This is a genomic window from Patulibacter ginsengiterrae, from assembly GCF_056269115.1.
The window spans coordinates 171,621-191,627 of sequence record NZ_JBWDOG010000009.1 but is presented as its reverse complement, the minus strand read 5'-3'; the positions used below and the strand labels follow the sequence as shown (position 1 = coordinate 191,627).

21 protein-coding genes are annotated in these 20,007 nt (G+C 73.6%); 10 read left to right on the top strand and 11 right to left on the bottom strand.

Translation table 11 applies throughout. From position 1 onward, the window contains the following. Positions 1 to 59 precede the first annotated feature (59 nt). Together ACVUH9_RS14010 and nucS are read right to left on the bottom strand one after the other, a co-directional pair. Positions 60 to 728 carry a hypothetical protein gene (locus ACVUH9_RS14010; RefSeq protein WP_475757909.1) on the bottom strand — a complete coding sequence of 223 codons (669 nt, stop codon included), beginning with the start codon at positions 726 to 728 and terminating at the stop codon, positions 60 to 62. A gap of 94 nt (positions 729 to 822) precedes the next feature. Continuing rightward, on the bottom strand, positions 823 to 1,572 hold the full coding sequence (nucS, locus tag ACVUH9_RS14005; RefSeq protein ID WP_475757907.1) for an endonuclease NucS: 750 nt from the start codon (positions 1,570 to 1,572) through the stop codon (positions 823 to 825). A gap of 108 nt (positions 1,573 to 1,680) precedes the next feature. On the opposite strand from nucS, the gene ACVUH9_RS14000 reads away from it, so the two are divergent. After that, a complete protein-coding gene (locus ACVUH9_RS14000; protein WP_475757906.1) occupies positions 1,681 to 3,279 on the top strand; it encodes an MFS transporter in 1,599 nt (532 codons plus the stop codon). Continuing rightward, positions 3,263 to 3,871, top strand: a complete 609-nt coding sequence (locus tag ACVUH9_RS13995) for an acyl-CoA-like ligand-binding transcription factor (RefSeq protein ID WP_475757904.1) — start codon at positions 3,263 to 3,265, stop codon at positions 3,869 to 3,871. The genes ACVUH9_RS14000 and ACVUH9_RS13995 overlap by 17 nt, the downstream gene beginning before the upstream one ends. Positions 3,872 to 3,884: 13 nt before the next feature. Here ACVUH9_RS13995 and ACVUH9_RS13990 read toward each other — a convergent pair whose 3' ends face one another. From ACVUH9_RS13990 to ACVUH9_RS13980, 3 genes are all read right to left on the bottom strand, one after another. Beyond that, entirely contained in the window at positions 3,885 to 4,385 is a 501-nt protein-coding gene (locus ACVUH9_RS13990) for a GNAT family N-acetyltransferase (RefSeq protein ID WP_475757917.1), read from the bottom strand. A gap of 102 nt (positions 4,386 to 4,487) precedes the next feature. After that, a complete protein-coding gene (locus ACVUH9_RS13985; protein ID WP_475757903.1) occupies positions 4,488 to 5,756 on the bottom strand; it encodes a tetratricopeptide repeat protein in 1,269 nt (422 codons plus the stop codon). A 148-nt stretch (positions 5,757 to 5,904) separates the two neighbouring features. Further along, positions 5,905 to 6,228 (bottom strand): DMT family transporter, encoded by a 324-nt coding sequence (locus ACVUH9_RS13980; protein ID WP_475757901.1) that lies wholly within the window; start codon positions 6,226 to 6,228, stop codon positions 5,905 to 5,907. A gap of 266 nt (positions 6,229 to 6,494) precedes the next feature. Between ACVUH9_RS13980 and ACVUH9_RS13975 the strand changes: the two genes are divergently transcribed. The 7 genes from ACVUH9_RS13975 to ACVUH9_RS13945 all read left to right on the top strand — a co-directional run bounded on the left by ACVUH9_RS13975 (position 6,495) and on the right by ACVUH9_RS13945 (position 11,311). Continuing rightward, entirely contained in the window at positions 6,495 to 6,734 is a 240-nt protein-coding gene (locus ACVUH9_RS13975; protein WP_475757900.1) for a hypothetical protein, read from the top strand. Then, the gene (locus tag ACVUH9_RS13970) at positions 6,731 to 7,120 is read left to right on the top strand and encodes a type II toxin-antitoxin system VapC family toxin (protein WP_475757898.1); all 390 of its coding nucleotides are present in this window, start codon (positions 6,731 to 6,733) and stop codon (positions 7,118 to 7,120) included. Before ACVUH9_RS13975 ends, ACVUH9_RS13970 begins: the two co-directional genes overlap by 4 nt. 95 nt (positions 7,121 to 7,215) lie before the next feature. Continuing rightward, positions 7,216 to 8,868, top strand: coding sequence for an energy-dependent translational throttle protein EttA (gene ettA, locus ACVUH9_RS13965; RefSeq protein ID WP_475757896.1), 1,653 nt, complete (start codon positions 7,216 to 7,218; stop codon positions 8,866 to 8,868). 89 nt (positions 8,869 to 8,957) lie between these two features. After that, the gene (locus ACVUH9_RS13960) at positions 8,958 to 9,587 is read left to right on the top strand and encodes a DUF1707 SHOCT-like domain-containing protein (RefSeq protein WP_475757895.1); all 630 of its coding nucleotides are present in this window, start codon (positions 8,958 to 8,960) and stop codon (positions 9,585 to 9,587) included. A gap of 89 nt (positions 9,588 to 9,676) precedes the next feature. Next, entirely contained in the window at positions 9,677 to 9,868 is a 192-nt protein-coding gene (locus ACVUH9_RS13955) for a CsbD family protein (protein WP_475757893.1), read from the top strand. 184 nt (positions 9,869 to 10,052) lie between these two features. Beyond that, positions 10,053 to 10,325: a GlsB/YeaQ/YmgE family stress response membrane protein gene (locus tag ACVUH9_RS13950; RefSeq protein ID WP_475757891.1), complete on the top strand. Its 273-nt coding sequence runs from the start codon at positions 10,053 to 10,055 to the stop codon at positions 10,323 to 10,325. A 98-nt stretch (positions 10,326 to 10,423) separates the two neighbouring features. Next, positions 10,424 to 11,311 carry a DsbA family oxidoreductase gene (locus ACVUH9_RS13945; protein ID WP_475757890.1) on the top strand — a complete coding sequence of 296 codons (888 nt, stop codon included), beginning with the start codon at positions 10,424 to 10,426 and terminating at the stop codon, positions 11,309 to 11,311. Between the two features lie 14 nt (positions 11,312 to 11,325). Here the strand turns inward: ACVUH9_RS13945 and ACVUH9_RS13940 are convergent, their stop codons facing one another. The 6 genes from ACVUH9_RS13940 to ACVUH9_RS13915 all read right to left on the bottom strand — a co-directional run bounded on the left by ACVUH9_RS13940 (position 11,326) and on the right by ACVUH9_RS13915 (position 18,283). Continuing rightward, positions 11,326 to 12,000 (bottom strand): TetR/AcrR family transcriptional regulator, encoded by a 675-nt coding sequence (locus ACVUH9_RS13940; protein ID WP_475757888.1) that lies wholly within the window; start codon positions 11,998 to 12,000, stop codon positions 11,326 to 11,328. After that, the gene (locus tag ACVUH9_RS13935; RefSeq protein WP_475757886.1) at positions 11,997 to 13,472 is read right to left on the bottom strand and encodes an amidase; all 1,476 of its coding nucleotides are present in this window, start codon (positions 13,470 to 13,472) and stop codon (positions 11,997 to 11,999) included. The genes ACVUH9_RS13940 and ACVUH9_RS13935 overlap by 4 nt, the downstream gene beginning before the upstream one ends. A gap of 599 nt (positions 13,473 to 14,071) precedes the next feature. Then, entirely contained in the window at positions 14,072 to 15,412 is a 1,341-nt protein-coding gene (locus ACVUH9_RS13930) for a M20/M25/M40 family metallo-hydrolase (RefSeq protein WP_475757884.1), read from the bottom strand. Then, a complete protein-coding gene (locus tag ACVUH9_RS13925) occupies positions 15,409 to 16,176 on the bottom strand; it encodes an HAD family hydrolase (protein ID WP_475757883.1) in 768 nt (255 codons plus the stop codon). Before ACVUH9_RS13925 ends, ACVUH9_RS13930 begins: the two co-directional genes overlap by 4 nt. Further along, positions 16,173 to 17,234, bottom strand: a complete 1,062-nt coding sequence (locus tag ACVUH9_RS13920; RefSeq protein ID WP_475757881.1) for a M20/M25/M40 family metallo-hydrolase — start codon at positions 17,232 to 17,234, stop codon at positions 16,173 to 16,175. Before ACVUH9_RS13920 ends, ACVUH9_RS13925 begins: the two co-directional genes overlap by 4 nt. A gap of 143 nt (positions 17,235 to 17,377) precedes the next feature. Further along, positions 17,378 to 18,283 (bottom strand): SDR family NAD(P)-dependent oxidoreductase, encoded by a 906-nt coding sequence (locus tag ACVUH9_RS13915; protein ID WP_475757880.1) that lies wholly within the window; start codon positions 18,281 to 18,283, stop codon positions 17,378 to 17,380. Between the two features lie 193 nt (positions 18,284 to 18,476). On the opposite strand from ACVUH9_RS13915, the gene ACVUH9_RS13910 reads away from it, so the two are divergent. Next, a complete protein-coding gene (locus ACVUH9_RS13910; RefSeq protein WP_475757878.1) occupies positions 18,477 to 19,814 on the top strand; it encodes an HtaA domain-containing protein in 1,338 nt (445 codons plus the stop codon). Positions 19,815 to 20,007 lie beyond the last annotated feature (193 nt).

Here is a 20,007-nt window from a genome sequence, read left to right as displayed (position 1 = left end):
GCCCGACGCTACCACCGGCGGGTGCGCCCGCCAACCCCTTCGGGCAGGCCTGTCGGTCGTCAGCCGATCTCGAGCAACGAGCGACAGGTCCAGAGCGCGTCCTGGACCGGGACCGGCGAGACGCCCGGCACCTGGAGCACGAACAGCACCACCCGCTTCGTCCGCGCGCTGACCGCGAACGGACGCGGGACCGACCGGAACAGCATCGCGACCGGTCGCGCGGCGTCGGCGACCACCAGCGTGCCGGTGGGCAGCTCGCTCGCGTGCCGGCCGCTGCCGAGCTGCTCGCCCTCGACGCTCGGGCGGACCCCGAGCGGGCCGTCGAGCAGCGACGCGTCGACCGCCCAGACCCCGACCCCGGTCTCGACCAGCGCGATCAGCAGCGCGTCCTCGGGCATCCCGTTGGAGACGAACCCGCCCTTCCACAGGCGCAGGAAGATCGCCTGCTCGATCGGCGTCCGGTCACGGTCGGGATCGAGCCCGATCTGCCGGAAGAACGCGCGGTGCAGCGCCGGCACGTCCTCCTGGCGGGTCTGCAGCGCCTGCGCGCCGCGGACCCGGTTCGAGAGCGCACCGAGCCGGTGCCGTACCCACGGCGGGCTGCGGCGGAGACCGACCCACGGCAGCTCGACCGTCACCATCGCCAGCTCCGGGTGCTCCTCCTCGACCTCGCGCGCGATCCAGCCGAGCTGCGGCGGATCGGCGGCGTCTGCTGGTCGGTCGGACACGGCGGGAGACGGCCGAGGCAGCGGGACGTACGGGACGCCGCCGACGGTCGTAGCCGCCACCGTACCGCCGGCCCGGGTGCCCGTCGAATCGCGGTCAGAGGTCGAACAGCGTCAGCGCCGGCTCGCGCTCGCCGCGCAGGACGGCGAGGTCGATCTCGACCCAGCCCAACCCGCGGGACTCGGCCAGCGTCCGCGCCTGCGGCTTGATCTGCTGGGCGGCGAGGACTCCGCGGACGTCGCCGAGCCCGGGCTCGTCGCGCATCCGCTCGAGGTAGCGGGTCAGCTGCTCGACGGCGTCGATCGTGCCGACCCGCTTGATCTCGACCGCGACCCAGCCGTCCGCGGCGTCGCGGCACATCAGGTCGACCGGGCCGATGTCGGTCGGCCACTCGCGCCGGACCAGCCGGAAGCCCTCGCCGCAGTGGTGGGGCGCGTCGGCCAGCAGCTCCTGGATCTCGCGCTCGACGCCGGACTTCTCCAGCGCGGCGGCCTCGCCCATGTCGTGGACGATGTCGCTGATCACGTCGACGACGCGGATGTCGAGCTTGTCCTCGGTCGAGCCCATGCGCTTGCGGACGACGATCCGGGTCAGCGGCACGTAGGGGGCGTCGGGATCGGGATCCGCCGGCGTCGCCGCCGACTCCTCGGGGACGGGCACGCCCCCGCGCTCGAGCTCGATCACGGTCTCCGGCGTCATCCAGTTCTGTGGCTTGAAGCCTCCGGTGTCGGCGTGGACCATCACCGAGCCGTCCGACTTGATCATCAAGAGCCGCAACGCCTCGGGCAGCAGGGCTTCGAGACGGCCGGAGTACCGGACCTCACAACGGGCGACGATCAGGCGCATCGACCTGGAGAGGCTACGGGCCGCGGCGGACAACGGTCGCTCGCTTGACGCACGATATTTTGAGAGCTACTGTCATTTCATGTTCAATGTTATTTGGGATCTGCTCCCATGAATTACGACGATCCCCGCCGCTGGTGGACGTTGGCCGCGCTCGCGCTGAGCATGCTCGTGGTCGGCCTCGACAGCACGATCCTCAGCGTCGCCCTGCCCGACCTGGCCACCGACCTGAACGCCTCGACCGGGCAGCTCCAGTGGATCACCAACGCCTACACGCTGGTGCTGGCCGCGATGCTGCTGCCGGCGGGCCTGCTCGGCGACCGCTACGGCCGCAAGCGGCTGCTGCTCGTCGCGCTGGTCGTCTTCGGCGCGGCCTCGGCGGCCTGCGCGGCCGCCCCCTCGGCCGGGGCGCTGATCGCCGCCCGCGCCGCGCTCGGACTCGGCGCCGCGTTCCTGATGCCCCTGTCGATGTCGGTCCTGACCGTGGTCTTCTCGCCGGAGGAGCGGCCGAGGGCGCTCGGCATCTGGGTGATGGCGACGGCGATCAGCCTCCCGATCGGCCCGATCCTCGGCGGCTTCCTGCTCGACCACTTCTGGTGGGGGTCGATCTTCCTGATCAACGTGCCGGTGGTCGTGCTCGCGCTCGCCGCGGTCGCGCGGTTCCTCCCCGAGTCGCGCAGCCCCGAGCGCCAGAGCCTCGACCTGCCCGGGGTGCTCGCCTCCGGCCTCGGCCTGGCGACGATGACCTACGGCCTGATCGAGGCCGGCTCGCGGGGCTGGGGCGACGCCCGCGCGCTGACCGCGTTCGTCGCCGGCCTGGCGATCCTCGCCGGCTTCCTGCTCTGGCAGCGACGGCTGACCCGCACCCCCGGCGGCCACCCGCTGGTCGACCTGCGGCTGTTCCGGTCGGCCAGCTTCGGCTGGAGCGCCGCGCTGGCGACGGTCGTCTCGTTCGCGATGTTCGGGATCCTGTTCGTCGTCCCCCAGTACTTCCAGGCGGTCGAGGGCGCCGACGCGCTGAGCACCGGACTGCGGCTGCTGCCGCTGATCGGCGGCCTGATCGTCGGGGCCCGCGTCGCCGACAAGCTCGCCGTCCGGATCGGCGTCAAGACCGTCGTCGCCTGCGGCCTGGGGGCGATCGCCGCCGGCCTGCTGCTCGGGGCGACGACCGACGTCGGCAGCGGCTACGGGCTCGCGGCCGGCTGGCTGACGCTCTCCGGACTCGGCATCGGGCTCTCCCTGCCGACCCTGATGGACGCAGCGATCGGTGCCCTGCCGCCCGACCGCAGCGGGGTCGGCTCGGGGCTGCTCCAGGCCGTCCGCCAGGTCGGCGGGGCGGTCGGCGTCGCCGTGCTCGGGAGCGTGCTCAACGCCGGCTACCGCGGGCAGCTCCTGCTGCCCTCCGGGATCGACAGGGGAACGACGGCGGCGATCCACGACAGCGCCGCGGGCGGCGTCGCCGCCGCCGACCGCCTCGGGTCGCCCGCGCTACTGGAGACCGTCCGTGCCTCGTTCGTCGACGGCCTCGGCGACGTCCTGCTGGTGGCGGGCGGCGTCACCGCCGTCGCGGTCCTGCTGGCCGTGGCCTTCCTGCCCCACCGCGCGGTCGGTCACGCCGAGGCCGAGGCTCGCGTGGCGGCGGCCTCCGACGGCGCGTCCGACGCGGGTCCGCCGAACCGAGCAGAATCGGAGCATGACATCGTCGTCTGAGGCGCCCATCGCCCGGGCCGGCCTGCGCGAGCGGAAGAAGGCGCGGACCCGGGCGACGATCCGCGAGCGCGGCCTGGAGCTGTTCGTGCGGCAGGGCTACGCGGCGACGACGGTCGAGCAGATCGCCGAGGCCGCGGACGTCTCCCCCAGCACGTTCTTCCGCTACTTCCCGTCGAAGGACGCGGTCGTGATGCAGGACGACCTCGACGACCTCCTGCTCGAGCGCTTCCACGCCCAGCCCCCCGAGCTGGGCGCGCTCGACGCGATCCGCGCGGCGATGCGCGAGCTGCGGTCGGCGATGAGCGACGACGAGTGGAAGGCGGAGCGGGCCCGCCATGCCCTGATCCTGTCGGTCCCCGAGCTGCGCGGCCGGATGATGGACGAGACGGTCCGCAGCGTCCGGGTCTTCAGCACCGCGCTCGCCACCCGCGCCGGCCGGAGCCCCGACGACATCGCCGTCCGCACCCTCGCCGGCGCGATCTTCGGTGTCGCCCTGAGCACCATGATCGACGCCCAGGGCGACCCCGACGAGGACTTCCTCGAGCTGCTCGACGCGGGCCTCACCCAGCTCGAACAGGGGCTACGGCTCTAGCATCCCAGGGAGGTCAGTCGAGCAGGTCCTCCGCCAGAAGGTCGAGCAGCAGGCCGTCGGCCCAGACGCCCTCGACGTGGTCCCGCCAGTACCCGCGCATCGTCCCGACCCGCCGGAAGCCGAGCTTCTCGTAGGCGGCGATCGCGCGGGCGTTGGCCGCGGCGGGATCGATCACCACCCGGTGGTGGCCGTCGACGTCGATCAGGTGCCGGAGCACGAGCCGGATCGCCTCGGGGCCGAGCCCGCGGTCCTGCGCCGCAGTCGCGAGGAACAGGTCGACGCCGGCGTGGCGGTACTCCGGGTCGTCCTCAGCGTAGTCCTGGATCAGCCCGACGACCTCCTCGTCGACCACGATCGCCCAGGTGCGGACGTCGGGATCGTCGTCCAGCGGCCAGGCCGGATCCTCCTCCGGCGCCCACCAGCGGGCGACCGACGGCTCGCGGCGGATCGCCCGCAGCGGTTCCGCGTCCGCCTCGCTCACGGGACGCAGGAGGACACGCGGGCCACGGAGGATCGTCACGCCGCGATCGTAGCCCCGTGACGGCGCGCTGGCGGCGTCAGCCGAACGCCGCGACCGCGTAGGGGGGCGTCCGCGGCGGGCGTCACCCCGAGCAGCTCAGCGCGCGGTCTGCAGCTCGCGCGGGGTGCGCTCGCGGAGGCGGTCCCGCAGCTCGCGGACCTCGCGGTCCTTCGGCGCCAGCTCCAGCGCCCGATCGCAGGCCTCGAGCGCCTCGGTCCAGCGATCGGTCCGCGCCAGCGCGTGGGCGTAGCGCGACCACGCTCGTGCCTCCAGCGGGCCGCGGGCCAGGTCGCTGTCCTGGGCGATCAACTCGGTCGCCTGGCGGCAGGCGTCGACCTGGCGGCCGACGTCACCGGCCAGGTAGGCGGCGAGCCCGAGGTCGAGCAGCCCCTCGACGGTCGGCTCCAGCGCCATCGCTCGCTCCAGCGCCGTGAGCGCGCCGGCGCGGTCGTGCAGCCGCAGCCGCAGCCGTCCGAGCCGCGCCCAGGCCGCCCCGTCGTGGGGCGTCAGCGCGACGACCTTGCCGGCCGACTCCTCGGCCTGGATCGTCGCTCCCTGGGCCTCGTAGATCCGCGCGGCGAAGCGGTGCGGCGCCGGACGCTCGTTCTCGACCCGCAGCCAGTCCCGGACCGCGCGGGCCGCCGCCGGCAGGTCCTCCGCCTGGAGCAGCGCGACGGTCAGCATCCGCAGGACCGAGGCGTTCGACGGATCGGCGTCGCGGGCGTAGAGCAGCCGCTTGGCGGCGATCGCGAAGTCGTTCTCGGCCATCGCGTGCTGGGCCGCGGTCATGAACCGCTGGACCCGCTCGGCCCCGGGGTCGGGCTTGGAGAAGTCGACGAACTGGAGCGTCCCCGCCGGCACCGTCCGCACGCCGAGGTGGAACGAGACCCGCGCGAACTGGAGGACCTCGTCGCCCTCGCCGGTGAAGTAGACGCCGGTCACGTTGCCGACGCCCCACTCCGGGTACGACACGCAGCGGGCGTAGCGGTGGACGACCGAGTGGTCGGGGGTGCGGCTGCCGAAGGGATCGTGCTCGGCCCGCTCGCGGGCGTACTGCTCGTTCTCGTAGGCGCGGCGACCGGCCTCGGCACGAGCGGCGCGTGCCGCCGCGGCGTTGGCCTTGACCGCGTTGGCGGTGACCTTCCCGCCGCGCGAGTCCTCGGCCAGCCGCTCGAGCCGGTCGGCCGCCTCGTTGATGCCCTTGAGGTGGCGCTCGTGCTCGAACTGCTTGCCGGGCGGCGCCAGGTCCGGATGCCAGCGCTTGGCCAGCTTGCGGCGGGCCTGCTGCACGTCCCGCTTCCCGAACGGCGGCTGGAGCTCGAGGAGCCCCAGCCCGTGCTCGATGTCGAAGACGGAACCGGCCATCCTTCCGAGGGTACCGGCCCGTGACGGCCGGGTCGCGCGGGGTTCGTTCCGGACCCGGACGTCCGGCTACCACCGGGCCGGCAGAGCCACCGTCGTCCACCCGAGCGCCCGCCCGGTGCCGACGGACGACGGCCCGCGCCGGCGCGGGTCAGTGGCTGGTGGAGCTGAGCGCCAGCCCGATGATCCCGAGCCCGACGAGGCCGATGCTTGCCAGCCGCATCGGCGCGGCGGACTCGCTCAGCCAGACCATCCCGACGATCGCGGCGCCGATCGCGCCGATCCCGGTCCAGACCGCGTAGCCGGTGCCGACGGGCAGATCGCGGAGCGCCCGCGAGAGCAGCACGAAGCTGGCGATCGCGGCGACCAGGAAGACCGCGGTCTCGGGGATCCGGGTGAAGCCATCGCTCTTCTTCATCGCGATCGCCCAGATGACCTCCAGGAAACCGGCGAGCACGAGCATGATCCAGGCCATGACAGGTCCTTTTCGAGCGCCGTCGTGCGGTCCGGGTACGGCGCGCCCTCTCGTCCGGGAACTCCCCACGGGTGGGGAGCCACAGCAAACGTAGCAACGGGCGATGCCGGCAGCCGTGACAGGGGCCACGCTCCGGCCCGCGCCGCGAAGTCGGCACACCGACGCCGCACACACGCAACGCGCTGGGCCGTAGCGTGGCGCTCATGCCCCCGAAGGCCTCCACCGAACCCCGTCTCGCCCCGCCCCCTCGGCGGTATGATGATCGTATGCAGCGGATCACGATCACGGTTCCGGACGAGGTCATCACCCGCGTCAGGGAACGGGTCGCGGCCGGGGACGCCACCAGCGTCAGCGCGTTCTTCGCCGAGGCCGCAGACGAGAAGGCCGGCCCCAGCAAGAACGGGATCGACGTCTGGCTCGACGGACTCGACGAGCAGTACGGCCCGGTCCCCGACGAGACCCAGGAGTGGGCCAACCGGATCATCCGCGGCGAGATCGACGGATGACCGCCGAGGCCCATCGGCGTCCGGTGATCCTCGACGCCGGAGCCTTGATCGCCGCCGAGCGCGGCTCCGACGCGGCGCGGGCGCTGGCGCGGGGCAGCCACCTCGTGGCCTCGCAGCTCCTGATCCCTGCCTCGGCCCTCGCCCCGGTCTGGCGCGACCCCGCCCGCCAGGCCGGCCTCTCGGCGCTCGTCACCCGTGCCCGGATCCTCCCGCTCGACCGCGCCGCCGCGCGGGCGATCGGCCGCCTCCTGAAGATCACGCGAACGACCGATGTCGTCGACGCGCACGTCGCGGTCATCGCCGCCATGTACGACGGCGTGATCGTCACCAGCGATCCGGACGACCTGCGGCGGCTCTGCCCGACACAGCCGGTCATCGGGGTCTGAGGCCGCCGGCCGGGGACCGCCACACGCGCGGCACGACCGCCGGGACCGCAGGCGGGACCGGGCATCACGCCACACGGCCTCGATACCGTCTAGGCATGTCCTCGCAGTACGTCTTCACGATGCACCAGCTCACCAAGGTGCATCCGCCCGAAAAGACGGTCTTCAAAGACCTGTCGCTGTCGTTCCTCCCGGGCGCGAAGATCGGCGTGCTGGGCGTCAACGGGTCGGGCAAGTCGAGCCTGTTGAAGATCATGTCCGGCCAGGACAAGGACTTCGACGGCGAGGCCGTGCTCGCCCCCAACGCGACGGTCGGGATCCTCGAGCAGGAGCCGAACCTCGACGAGAACAAGACCGTCCACGAGAACGTGATGGACGGCCTCTCCGAGCTGAAGGCGCTCGTCGACCGGTTCAACGAGCTGGCGATGAACTACAGCGACGAGACCGCCGCCGAGTTCGCGCGGCTCCAGGGCGAGATCGACGCCGCCGACGCGTGGGACCTCGACAACAAGGTCGAGTACGCGATGGACGCGCTCCGCTGCCCGCCCGGCGACTGGAACGTCGTCGACCTCTCCGGCGGCGAGAAGCGCCGCGTGGCGCTCGCCCGCCTGCTGCTCTCGGCCCCCGACCTGCTGCTGCTGGACGAGCCGACCAACCACCTCGACGCCGAGTCGGTCGCCTGGCTCGAGCGGCACCTCGAGAACTACGCCGGCACGATCGTCGCGGTCACCCACGATCGCTACTTCCTGGACAACGTCGCGGGCTGGATCCTCGAGCTCGACCGTGGCCGCGGCTACCCGTTCGAGGGCAACTACTCCGGTTGGCTCGACAACAAGGCCAAGCGGATGGCCATGGAGAAGCGCACCGACGTGGCCCGCCAGCGGCGGATCAACGAGGAGCTCGACTGGTCGCGCAAGAACCCCAAGGGGCGCCAGACGAAGCAGAAGGCGCGCCTGAACAACCTCGACGAGCTGCTCAAGGAGCAGTCCGCCCAGCGGCTCGACGAGACCCGGATCACGATCCCGCCCGGACCGCGGCTCGGCGACACGGTGATCGAGGCCAAGGGCCTGAGCAAGAGCTTCGGCGACAAGCTGCTGTTCGAGGACCTCAGCTTCACGCTGCCGCCCGGCGGCATGATCGGCGTGATCGGGCCGAACGGCGCCGGCAAGTCGACGCTGTTCAAGATGCTGACCGGCGCCGAGAAGCCCGACGCGGGCGAGATCAAGCTCGGCGAGACCGTCGACCTCTCCTACGTCGACCAGTCGCGCGACTCGCTCAACCCGGACAACAACGTCTGGGAGGAGATCTCCGAGAAGCTCGACTACGTCAAGGTCGGCGACCGCGAGATGAACTCCCGCCAGTACGTGGCGTCGTTCAACTTCAAGAAGGGCGACCAGCAGAAGAAGGTCGGCTCGCTCTCCGGCGGTGAGCGCAACCGCGTCCACCTCGCCAAGCTGCTGCGCCGCGGCGGCAACGTCCTGCTGCTGGACGAGCCGACCAACGACCTCGACGTCGAGACCCTGCAGGCGCTCGAGGACGGCCTGCTCGCGTTCCCGGGCTGCGCGGTGGTCATCTCCCACGATCGCTGGTTCCTGGACCGCATCGCCACCCACATCCTCGCCTTCGAGGGCAACTCGACCGCCCAGTGGTTCGAGGGCAACCTGCAGGCGTACGAGGCCTGGCGCCACGAGCAGCTCGGCGACGAGGCCGACCGCCCGCACCGCCTGACGTACAAGAAGCTCCAGCGGTAGCCGAACACGGCCGGGCGGGCGCGAGAAGCGCCGCGCCCGGCCCCGCCGGCCCCGCCCGCTCCCGTCGGCGCGGGGTAGCATCGACGGCGATGTCGGTCCCCGAGGACTCCCCCGCGATCCGCGCGTCCGACGCCGAGCGCGATCAGACGATGACCGTCCTGCGCGACGCCGCGGGCGAGGGCCGTCTGACCTTCGAGGAGCTCGCCGACCGGATCGAGGCGGCCGGGTCCTCGACCACCCGGGTCGAGCTGGAACGCCTCACCCGCGACCTGCCGGTGACGCTCGACCACGTCGCGGCGACCGGGTCGGCTGGCGCCGGCACCGACCTCGCCACGCTCGGCGGGCTGTCGGCCGTCTTCGGCGACATCCGTCAGGCGGGCGCCTGGCGGGTCCCCGCCCGCAGCCGCTGGACCAGCGTCTTCGGTGACGTGGTGATCGACCTGCGCGAGGCGGTGGTCTCCGACGCGGAGGTCCAGATCGACGCCTCGACCGTCTTCGGCGACGTCCTCCTGCTCGTCCCCGAGGGCGTCGCGGTCCAGGTCCGGAGCAAGGCCTTCTTCGGCGACGTCCGCCAGAAGGCCGGGCAGTTCGCGCCCCGCGGAGCGCCGGTGGTGGTGCTGACCGGCGGCACCTGGTTCGGCGACGTCCGGATCCAGGCCCGGCGCCTGCGCGAGCGGCTCTCGGAGCTGCTGCTCGGCCGCCAGCCACCGGCCCGCTAGCTCGTTCGGCCGAACGCGGGGTTCGCCCGGCCGTTCGGTGGGTACTCGACTCCAGAGGTGTCGAAGCTCCCCCAACCGAAGGACGACGCATGACCCCGGACAAGGATCGCATCAAGGGCCAGGCCAAGGAGGCCGCGGGCGCGGCCACCGACGACGACGAGCTCCGCGCCGAGGGCAAGAACGACCAGGCCGCCGGCAAGGCGAAGGAGGCACTGGACGACGTCAAGCACAAGGCCGAGCACGTCGTCGACGCGGTCCGGGACCGGCTCCACCGCAAGTAGCGCCCGCGCGGCGCGCCGCGGTGACGCCCGCCCGCAGCAGCCGACCGGACCCGTCCGGTCGGCTTGGCCTGCCGTCTTGCGGACGTTCGTCCCGCCGCGATTGGGAGTCGGCCGGCGCGGGTACCCGCAGTCCACGAGCGAGGCTCCCGCCCCCCGGGGGCCCGTCACGACAAGGAGTGCACGTATGGGCATCATCGCTTTCCTCATCCTCGGGCTGATCGCCGGCTTCATCGCCCGAGCGATCAGCAACGGCCCGGAGCCGGGAGGCTTCCTGGGCACGTTGGTGGTCGGCGTGGTCGGCGCGATCGTCGGTGGCCTGATCGCCTCCGCGATCGGCATCGGTGGCTTGAGCAGCTTCTTCAGCCTCGGGACCTGGATCACCGCGATCCTCGGCGCCCTGCTCTTCCTGTGGGTGTACGGCAAGGTCGCCAGCGGTCGCCCGCACGCCCACGCCTGACGGGAGGCGGTCCGCGGTCGCTTCCCGAGCGGCCGCGTGATCGCCTGCGGATCGCCATTGCGCACGGGGTCCGGTCGCCCGCGCGCTACCGTCGGCCTGTGCCTGTCGTCGACGTCACCACGTACACCGACCCCGCCTGCCCGTGGGCCTTCAGCGCCGAGCCGATCCGGTGGCGGCTGCGTTGGCGCTACGGCGATCAGCTGAACTGGTCGCTGCGGCTCGTCGGGCTCTCGAAGGACGGCAGCGTCTACGCCCGGATCGGATACACCCCCGAGCGGGCGGCCGAGAGCCTGCGCTTCTTCGACCCGCTCGGCCAGCCGCTGACGACGGCGGCCACGCGGGAGGTCGGCGCCACCTGGCCCGCCTGCCGCGCGATCGTCGCCGTCCGCGAGCGGCGTGGCGTCGACGCGGCGATCCGCTTGCTGCGCGCGCTCCACACGCTGACCCTGGCCGAGGGGCGGGACCTGAGCGCGGACGCGACGATCGCCGAGGCCGCCGTGCGGACCGGTCTCGACCCCGACGAGCTGCGCGCCTGGACTGCCGAGGACGACGTCGAGCGTGCCTTCCAGGCCGACCTCGCCGCCGCCCGCCATCCGAGCGCCGCGGCACTCGCGCTCGACCACAAGCTCGGCGACTCCGGCGACGAGTGGCAGCCCGGCCCCGGCGAGGACACCGGCACCGGGCGCCGCTACACCTGCCCCAGCTACGTGCTCGGCGTCGGTGACCGGACGCTCGAGGCCCCCGGCTTCCACACCGCGCTGACGATCGAGACCCTGATCGCCAACCTCGCCCCCGAGCTCGACCAGCGGCCGTGGGCCGACGACCCGCTGGAGGTCCTGCGCTGGGCCGGCGAGCCGCTCTCGACCCAGGAGGTCGCCGGGGTCCTCGACCTCGTCGACGACCGCGCCCAGGCCCGCGAGCGGCTGCTCGCCGCCGGCGCCCACGAGCACCCGACCGGCAGCGACGCCTACTGGACCGCCGACTGAGCAGGTCCGGACGGTCAGCCGACCGCGCGAGCGCCCGCGGCGAACAGCAGCAGGGCGCGCGCGATCTGCTCGGACACATCCTCGCCAGTCGCCAGCCGGCGCAGGGTCAGCCCGTCGATCGCGCTGACCACCAGCGGCGCGACCCCGTCGGGGTCGGGCACGTCGAGCAGCACCAGCGCTTCGCGGGCCAGCGCGTCGTAGGCGGCCCGGCACTCGGCGACCGCGTCGCGGACCTCCGGCGCGCGCGAGGCGTGCAGGTAGAGCTCGAACTGGGCGACGGTCTGGGCGACGCCGGCCGCCCCGGCCAGCGCCACACCGACCAGGTCCCCGAGGTCGGCCAGCCCCAGCTCGCCCGAGCGCAGGCCGGCCCCGATCCGCGCCAGCCGGTCGACCTCCTCCCGGGTGAAGAGCCGCAGCCCCTCGCTCAACAGCTCCGTCCGGTCCCGGAAGTGGTAGGTCAAGGTCCCCAGCGAGACCCCGGCCTCCCGTGCGACCTGGCGGTGGCTGACCGCCCCGACGCCCTGCTCGCCGATCAGCCGCAGGACCGCGCGGACGATCCGTTCGCGGGGCGGGACCTCCGACGGATCGGCCGCGGCCGGGGCGCGGCCGGCACCCGGCGCGACCGCGCCCGTCGGCTGGTCTGCCGCGACCTCCGGAGTCTCGGAGGTCGGTTCGGGGGCGTTGCTCACCCCACGGATGTTGCCGCCTGGCGCGGCACGGCGTCCGCCGCGCCGCGGCCGGTCACGTCGAAGCCGCCGTTGTCGGACGGCCAGCGCTCATGCCAACGCTCGACCTTCTCGAGCTGCGCGGCGAGCGAGATCAGCCGTCCCTCGCTGTTCGCCGGGCCGAGCAGACTCGCCCCGATCGGCAGTCCGGCGCCGGTGAAGCCGGCCGGCACGTTGACCCCCGGCCAGCCGAGCACGTTCCACGGGTAGCTGTACGGGCAGGCCCCGGCGACGACCCGGTCGGTGTCCATGTTGCTCAGACCGTCGATCGCCTCGACCGGCAGTGGCGGGGTCGCGGTCGTCGGGCTGAGCACGACGTCGCAGTCCCGGAAGGTCCGGCCGATCCAGCGCTGGTAGGTCCGGTCGAGCGCCTGCGAGAGCCCCAGCAGCGGGCCGCCGAGGATCGTGCCGGTGCGCGCGTTCTCACGGGTCCGGTGGTCGAGCGCCGCGTCCTTCGGGAACCGCTTGACCCAGTCGCGGATGCCGCTCATCGAGCGCGGCATGAAGAGCGCGCCGATCGGGCCGTACGGCACGCGGCGCTCGACGACCTCGTGGCCGAGATCCCGCAGCACGTCGCCGAGCCGCTCGATCTGGAGCCGGACGTCGGGGTCGAGCCGGCGCGAGACCAGCACCCACGGCGGGTTCAGCGCCAGGCCGATCCGCAGGCGACCGGGGTCGCGGGTCGCGGCGAGGGCGTAGGACTCCTCCGGGGCCGGCGGCTGGTGCAGCTCGTCCGGGTGGTTGCCGGTCAGGACGTCGAGCAGCAGCGCCGCGTCACCGACGGTGCGGGCCAGCGGGCCGTTGCAGGTCAGTCCGTGGAAGGCCTCGGCGTCGGGCCAGGTCGAGATCCGGCCGCGCTGCGGCTTGATCCCGACGAGGTTCGTCCACGCGGCGGGGATCCGGACCGATCCTGCCCCGTCGGAGCCGACCGCCGCGGGCACCAGCCCGGCCGCGACCGCCGCCGCCGAGCCCCCGGACGAGCCGCCCGGCGTGTAGGCGGTGTTCCACGGGTTGCGGGTGGCGCCGAAGTCGTCGCCGACGGTGATCGGCCACTGCCCGATCTCGGGGGTGGTGGTCTTGCCGACGATCACGGCCCCGGCCTGCTTGAGCCGCCGGACGAGCTCGGCGTCCTCGGCGGCCGGGGTCAGACGCACCGCGCAGCCGAAGCGCGTCTCCTGGCCGGCGAGGTCGGTGTCGTCCTTGATCGCGATCGGGACCCCGAGCAGCGGCAGCCGCTCGCCGGCCGCGAGGCGCCGATCGGCCTCGTCGGCGGCGCAGCGCGCTTCGTCGGCCAGCACGATCCGGAAGGCGTTGAGCTCCGGCTGCGCCTGCGCGATGCCCTCGAGCACGGCGTCGACCAGCTGACGGGAGCTGGTCTCGCCGCTGGCCAGCAGCTCTGCCTGCTCCCGCAACCCGAGTGATGTGATCGTCGTCATCTCGTCCCCGCCGTCTCGTTCGTACGTACGAACGAGACAGTAGCGCACTCTCTGTCCACGTCAAGCACTTGGGCACACCGACGCCCCTGAACCACCCCGCGCCGCCGCACGCGCCGCCCGTCCGTCGGCGCCCGATCGGGAACGCCCCGCCCCCGCGGTTGGGGATGCGCCAGGGCCCATCGCTGATGCGACCCGCCCATCAGCACCAGTAGCGCAACCCGCACGCCCCCGCCGTGGCCACCGCCGACCGGGGTCAAACGGGCCTCACAACCCGATATGGGCAAGGCCCATCGTCGATGCGACCGGCCCCATCAAGCCCGGGAAGAACACCGCCTCGCGATCCATCGACCGCTCCCGAACGACCAGGTCCGCAGACTCGGCGCGGCAGACCCCCGAAGCAGGCGGCGCCCGTCAGCAGCAGGGAGCTGAAGAAGGCGACGAAGACGAAGGGCAGAGCAGAAGGAAACGCGCGGTTGCGTCTGAGGTGGTCGTGGACCAAGCAGGTCGGGGCGCGCGATGCGAGAGCTGGGCGCCAGCCCTGCCGAGCGTCGTGCGCACCGAGATGCGCCGCGTCCACGGCCGCCTCAGACGCAACCGCCTCAGACCAACCGCAGGAGGAACTCCGCCTGAGCGACCGCCGCGCGGTGCAGATCCTGCAGGTCGACCGACTCGTCGCCCGCGTGGATCCGCGACCGCTCGTCGCCGGGACCCCAGAGCACGAACTCGGCGTCGGGGTAGCTCCGGGACAGGTCGGCGCAGAGCGGGATCGCGCCGCCGCTGCCGATTCGCACCGCCGGCGCCGCGTAGCCCGCCTCGAGCGCCTGCGCCGCGGCCGCCGCGACCGGCCCGTCCTCGGCCAGCAGCGCGCCGGGAGCCGACGCGCCCGGCTCGACCTTCAGCTGCACGCCCCACGGCGCGACGCGGAAGACGTGGTCGATGACCGCCTGCGCCGCGGCCTCCGGGTCCTGGGTCGGGGCCAGCCGCACGCTGAGGCGGGCGCGGGCCGCCGGGATCAGGGCGTTGGCGGCCACGTCGACGGCCGGCGCGTCGATGCCGATCGCGGTGATCGAGGCCCGCGTGAAGAGCTGGTCGGCGATCGGCCCGTCGCCCAGCAGGTCGACCCCTTCGAGCACACCGGAGTCGGCCCGGAACGCCTTCGGGGTGATCTCCGCCCCTGTCCACGGCAGCTGGTCGAGGCCCGCGACGGCGACGTTCCCGTCGTCGTCGTGCAGCGAGGCGATGATCCGGGCGAGCGCGAGCAGCGCGTCCGGTCCCGGACCGCCGGCGATCCCCGAGTGGACCGGCGCCTCGAGCGTCGAGACGGTCACGTCGACGACGGTCATGCCCCGCAGCGAGGTGGTCAGCGTCGGCGTGCCCGTGGCCACGTTCGAGCCGTCCGCGATCACGAACGCGTCGGCCCGGAACCGCTCCGGATCGGCGGCGACGAGCGTCGAGAGCGTGCCCTGGCCCGTCTCCTCCTCGCCCTCGATCAGGATCTTGACCGTCACCGGCAGCGTGCCGTCGCCCGCATCGAGCAACGCCCCCAGAGCCGCGGCGTGGAGCGCGATCCCGCACTTGTCGTCGGCCGCGCCGCGCCCGTAGAGCCGCCCGTCGCGGACCGTCGGCTCGAAGGCCGGCGTCGTCCAGGCGTCCTCCGGACCGGCTGGCTGGACGTCGTAGTGGGCGTAGAGCAGGACGGTCGGGGCCCCCGCCGGCCCCGCGATCTCGGCGAAGACGGCCGGTGGTGCGCCGGGCACGTCGATCAGCTCGACGTCGGCGACGCCCGCCTCCCGCAGCAGCGCGACGGTCACGTCGGCCGCCTCGCGGACCGGCGCCTCGGGGAAGCCCGGGAAGGCGATCGAGGGGATCCGGATCAGCCGCTCGAGCGCGTCCTGCAGGCGCGCGGCGTCGATGCTCGGGGCGAGGGAGGAATCGGTCATGAAGAGGTCTCCGAGGAGGGGTCGGTGGCCGTGACGGGAAGCGACGCGAACAGCCGCACGAGCGCTTCCCGCAGCTCGGCCGCATCGGCGGCGACGGCGTCCGCGTGGGCGAGCTCGTCGACGGGGTGGGGACCGGTCGCGACGGCCACGGCGTGCACGCCGTCGTGGCGGGCGCAGGCGATGTCGCGCGGGGTGTCCCCGATCACCACGGTGCGCTCGGCCGGCCACGGCGTGCCGTCGGGCCGCAGGATCGCGCCGGCCCGGGCCCGGGCGACCGCCGGCAGCAGCTCACGCTGCTCGTGGTCGGAGCCGAACCCGCCGCCGATCCGGGGCTCGAACCAGTCCCCGATCCCGGCCGCCGCGAGCTTGCGGCGCGCGATCGACTCGAAGTTGCCGGTGACGAGCGACTGGACCACGTCGTCGCGCTCGTGCAGCTCGCGCAGCAGCGAGGGGATCCCGGGGTTGACGTGGGCGACGAGGTCGCCCGGAGCGTAGATCTCGCAGGTGCGGGCGAGGACCGTCGGCGCGTGCTCGTCGATCGCCGCCTCGGGAATCCCGGCCGCGGTCAGGATCTCCCGACAGATCTGGCCGTCGGTCATCCCGGCGGTGCGCTGCCCGGCGGGCATCTGCCGGCCCTCGATCCCGTGGACCACGCTGAGCGTGTCCCAGACCGCCTGGACGTGGGATGCCGACGCGCGCAATAGCAGCGTGCCGTCGATGTCCCACAGCAGCAGCCAGGGTGAGGGGCGACCGCCGTTGCTCACCGGAGCAGGTCGACGTTCGCGTCGAGGCGCTGGGCGAAGGCGGCGAGCAGCTTGGCCGTGGCGAGGACGTCGGCCACGGCGACCGTCTCGACCGAGGAGTGCATGTACCGGAGCGGCACGCTGACGACCGCGGTCGGGATCCCGTCGGCGGCGATGTGGACCGCGTCGGCATCGGTCCCGGTCGCGCGACCGACGGCGCTGACGGTGTGGTCGATCCCCTCGGCCTCGGCCAGGTCGATCAGGGCGTCGCTGACCCAGGGGTGCAGCGGCGTCCCGCGCTCGATGACCGGCCCCGACCCGAGCGGGTGGTCGCCGACCTCGTTGCTGTCGACGCCGGGCTGGTCGCTGGCGAAGGTCACGTCGACGACGACGGCGATGCTCGGACGGACGCGGTGCGCGGTCGTCTTGGCGCCGGAGAGCCCGGTCTCCTCCTGCGCGACGGCCCAGGCCTGGACCTCGCCCGGGGCGCCACCGGCCTCGGCCACCAGCCGGGCCGTCTCGTAGGCGACGAACGAGCCGACGCGGTTGTCGAGCGAGCGCGAGGCAATCAGGCCGTTGCGGAGGGCCACGGGCTCGACGTCGATCACGGCGACGTCGCCGATCCGCACGACCTTCCGCGCGTCCTCCTTGTCCTTGGCGCCGATGTCGATCGTCAGCTCCTTGAGCTTCGCCGCCCGGGTCCGGTCGTCGGCCTCCATCAGGTGGATCGGCTTCTTGCCGACGACGCCGATCAGGTCGCCGTCACGGGTGATCAGCCGAACCCGCTGGCCGACGAGCTGCTGGGGGTCCCAGCCTCCGACCTGGGTCACCCGCAGGAAGCCCTTGTCGTCGATGTGGGTGACGATCAGGCCGATCTCGTCGATGTGGCCGACGATCGCCAGCGACGGGATGCCGTCGCCGCCGGTTCCCGCGACCCGCGCGACGGTCGAGCCGACGGTGTCGCGCTCGACGGTCGCGAACCGCTCCGCGTGCCCGCGCCAGACCGCGGCGGCGGCCGCCTCACGGCCGGACGGTCCCGGGGTCGTCAGGAGGTCGCGCAGGACGTCGGGCAGGCTCATCCGTTGACCGTATCGCGCGGACCGCGTGGTGTCCGGGCCGGGGGGACTCATCGGCTCCGGCCGGGCCGCGCGGTTCCTCCGTACCGGCCGGGCCACGGCCCCGCGTCGGCCCCGCGGAGTCCGGGCGGCGGATGCGCGGCGACTCAGCCCTGGGGCGGCGCCCCGCGACGGACCTGACGGGCCAGCCCGCCCGTCTGCAGGCCCCAGAGGACCCAGCCCGCACGGCCGGCGGTCGCGGCGCGAACCCCGCCGGCGGGCAGCTCGCGCGCCTTCCGCAGGTCGCCTGAGGTCAGGATCTCGATCACGGTCGCGGGGCCGGCAGCACCCGGTTCGGCCAGCCGGCGCCCGGCGCGGTCGGCGATCACCTCGCCGACCTGCTCGGCGTGGGCCATCCACGGCGCGACCTCGTCGCGCCCGCGGGTGCCGACGGGGCCGAGCACGTAGGCCTCGACCTGGACCCCGAAGCCGGACTCCTCGGCGGCGAGCACCTGGGCCGCCATCAGCTCGCCGGCCGCGACCGTCGAGACCGCTCCGCTGCCGGCGACCGGGTAGCGCGCGGCGGCGCCGTTGATCATCACGTAGCCGGCCCCGGGTCGGTCGCGGAGCAACGGGACGAACGCGCGGACCGCGAGCTGATGCGAACGCAGGCCGTCGACGACCGTCCGCTCCCACTCCTCGATCGGCAGCTCGGCGAGCGGCGGCCCCGACGACCAGCCACCGAGCGCCGCGACGACGAGGTCCGGGGGACCCGCCAGCCGCTCGACGTCGGAGGCCAGTCGCTGGGCGGAGCTGTCCCCGGCCGAGAGGTCGCCGATCACGGGGACCAGCCGCTCGACCGGCGCCCCGGCGTCCTTCAGCCGCTGTTCCAGGTCCTGCAGCCGCTCGTGGCGACGCGACGGCACCGCCACCCGCGCCCCGGCCTGGAGCAGCGCCGCGACGAGCCCTTCGCCGACCTCGCCGGCGCCCCCGCAGACGACGGCCGTGCGCCCGTCGAGGCGGGCGGGCGGCGCGGGAGCGCCACGACCAGGGAGACGATCGATCAGGGCCATGCCTGCGAGGCTACTGCGCGGGTGCGCCCCGCGGCCCAGGCCCCGTCCGGAGGGATCCCGCGGAGCCAGCGAACCGGCCGCGGCGCCCGGCCGACGGAGCCCGGCACAGCGCCCCGCACGCCAAGTTAGGGTTACCTTGTATGGCCTCGGCTCCCCTGCCGATGCCCTTTCGCCCCTCAAGGAGCTCTCCTCGATGCACGGTTCCCGCCGCTTGCGCTTCGCCGGCACCATCGCCGCCGCCAGCGTCCTCACGCTGACCTCGGTCTCGGCCGCCTCGGCCACGTCCCTCGTCGCCCCGGCACCGCAGCCGAAGAAGGTCTCCGGTGGCACCAGCACCATCACCCCGTCGGCCGCTGTCAAGCGGACCGGGCTGAAGGTCACCTCCGCCGGCGAGTCGAAGGCCTCCGGGTCCGCGATCGCCGTCCCGCTGACCACCGGGGTCCTCGGCCTCCCCGGGAAGGCCAGCGTCCTCGACCACGGGGCCAAGAGCGGTCTGACGCTGACCGGCCCGAGCGGCAGCGTGACGGTCACCGACCTGCAGATCAAGGCCGGCAAGAACGCCCTGGTGCGGGCGAGCATCGACGGCGGCAAGCCCCAGCTGCTCTTCCAGCTCAAGATCACCAAGCTGTTCGAGTACCCCGACGGGGCCGCCGGGCGTTCGAACGCCAGCCTGCGCCTGACCGCCGGTGCCGCCAAGGCCGTGCGCTCCGCGACCGGGGCCACGACGCTCCGCTCTGGCCGCTTCGGCACGCTGACGGTGGCGACCAAGGTCGTCGTCCCGCCGGCCCCGACCGCCCCCGCCCCGAACGTCACCACGCCGACGCCGGCGCCGACGCCCGTCCCGGAGCCTAAGCCGACGCCGACGCCGGACACGATCGCCGCCTCCAGCCTGGCCTGGACGCAGCGCAACATGTTCGAGGGCTCGTCGGCCCCCGGCTCGCCCACCCTCAACCGGACCTGGCTCGGGTACTTCACGAACCCGACGCCGTTCTCCGGCAACAACGGCTCGTACACCCCGAGCGACGGCGCCGAGGGCCCGACGGTCACGCCGACCAGCCTGCGCGGCATCGCCGCCGACCCGTACCGGGTGAGCTTCCCGGCGACCTCGTCGACGGCGAGCGCCGCGGCGAAGACCGGGGTCGTGCGCTTCGAGGGCCTCGTGACGTTCGCCTCGGCCGCACCGCCGGCCGGTCACGGCATCACGATCGCGATCGAGGATCCGCGGATCGAGTTCGACGGCACCGACACGGCCAAGCTGTACGCGAACGGCCTGCGCACCGGTGGTACCCAGCAGGCCCCGGTCATCGAGCCGTACGGCGACGACAACGCGGTCTTCACCCTCGCCCTGGGGAGTGACGCGCCGACCGACAACGGCGACGGCACCGTGACCTACGACGATGTCGTCCCGGCGATCGCGGCCACCGGCCACGTCTTCCCGGGCAACTACGGGGTCGGGGCCGGCCCCGACCGCACGCCGAACACGTTCGGCAGCTTCAGCATCCGCCTGCCGAAGGTCGCTCCGGCGTCCTGAGCGGTCACGCAGGTCGGCCCGGGACGCCGCGGCGTCCCGGCCTCCGCACGCCGGCTCGGCCGTCGAGGGTTCGACAGCCGGCCGGCGGAGGCCCGCGCCCGGGTCCGCAGCAAGGACCGGAGCCACGTTCGGGCAACTTCGTTAGGGTTCCCTTTCATTCCCCTGGCTTCCCGGGGGGACGCAGCCCCCGAAC

Coding starts and splice junctions, on each gene's coding strand:
- ACVUH9_RS13910 (WP_475757878.1), top strand. CDS start 18,477: ATGCACGGTTCCCGCCGCTTGCGCTTCGCCGGCACCATCGCCGCCGCC.
- ACVUH9_RS13975 (WP_475757900.1), top strand. CDS start 6,495: ATGCAGCGGATCACGATCACGGTTCCGGACGAGGTCATCACCCGCGTC.
- ACVUH9_RS14000 (WP_475757906.1), top strand. CDS start 1,681: ATGAATTACGACGATCCCCGCCGCTGGTGGACGTTGGCCGCGCTCGCG.
- ACVUH9_RS13935 (WP_475757886.1), bottom strand. CDS start 13,472: ATGACGACGATCACATCACTCGGGTTGCGGGAGCAGGCAGAGCTGCTG.
- ACVUH9_RS13955 (WP_475757893.1), top strand. CDS start 9,677: ATGACCCCGGACAAGGATCGCATCAAGGGCCAGGCCAAGGAGGCCGCG.
- ACVUH9_RS13930 (WP_475757884.1), bottom strand. CDS start 15,412: ATGACCGATTCCTCCCTCGCCCCGAGCATCGACGCCGCGCGCCTGCAG.
- ACVUH9_RS13980 (WP_475757901.1), bottom strand. CDS start 6,228: ATGGCCTGGATCATGCTCGTGCTCGCCGGTTTCCTGGAGGTCATCTGG.
- ACVUH9_RS13915 (WP_475757880.1), bottom strand. CDS start 18,283: ATGGCCCTGATCGATCGTCTCCCTGGTCGTGGCGCTCCCGCGCCGCCC.
- ACVUH9_RS13920 (WP_475757881.1), bottom strand. CDS start 17,234: ATGAGCCTGCCCGACGTCCTGCGCGACCTCCTGACGACCCCGGGACCG.
- ACVUH9_RS13970 (WP_475757898.1), top strand. CDS start 6,731: ATGACCGCCGAGGCCCATCGGCGTCCGGTGATCCTCGACGCCGGAGCC.
- ACVUH9_RS13985 (WP_475757903.1), bottom strand. CDS start 5,756: ATGGCCGGTTCCGTCTTCGACATCGAGCACGGGCTGGGGCTCCTCGAG.
- ACVUH9_RS13950 (WP_475757891.1), top strand. CDS start 10,053: ATGGGCATCATCGCTTTCCTCATCCTCGGGCTGATCGCCGGCTTCATC.
- ACVUH9_RS13995 (WP_475757904.1), top strand. CDS start 3,263: ATGACATCGTCGTCTGAGGCGCCCATCGCCCGGGCCGGCCTGCGCGAG.
- ettA (WP_475757896.1), top strand. CDS start 7,216: ATGTCCTCGCAGTACGTCTTCACGATGCACCAGCTCACCAAGGTGCAT.
- nucS (WP_475757907.1), bottom strand. CDS start 1,572: ATGCGCCTGATCGTCGCCCGTTGTGAGGTCCGGTACTCCGGCCGTCTC.
- ACVUH9_RS13960 (WP_475757895.1), top strand. CDS start 8,958: ATGTCGGTCCCCGAGGACTCCCCCGCGATCCGCGCGTCCGACGCCGAG.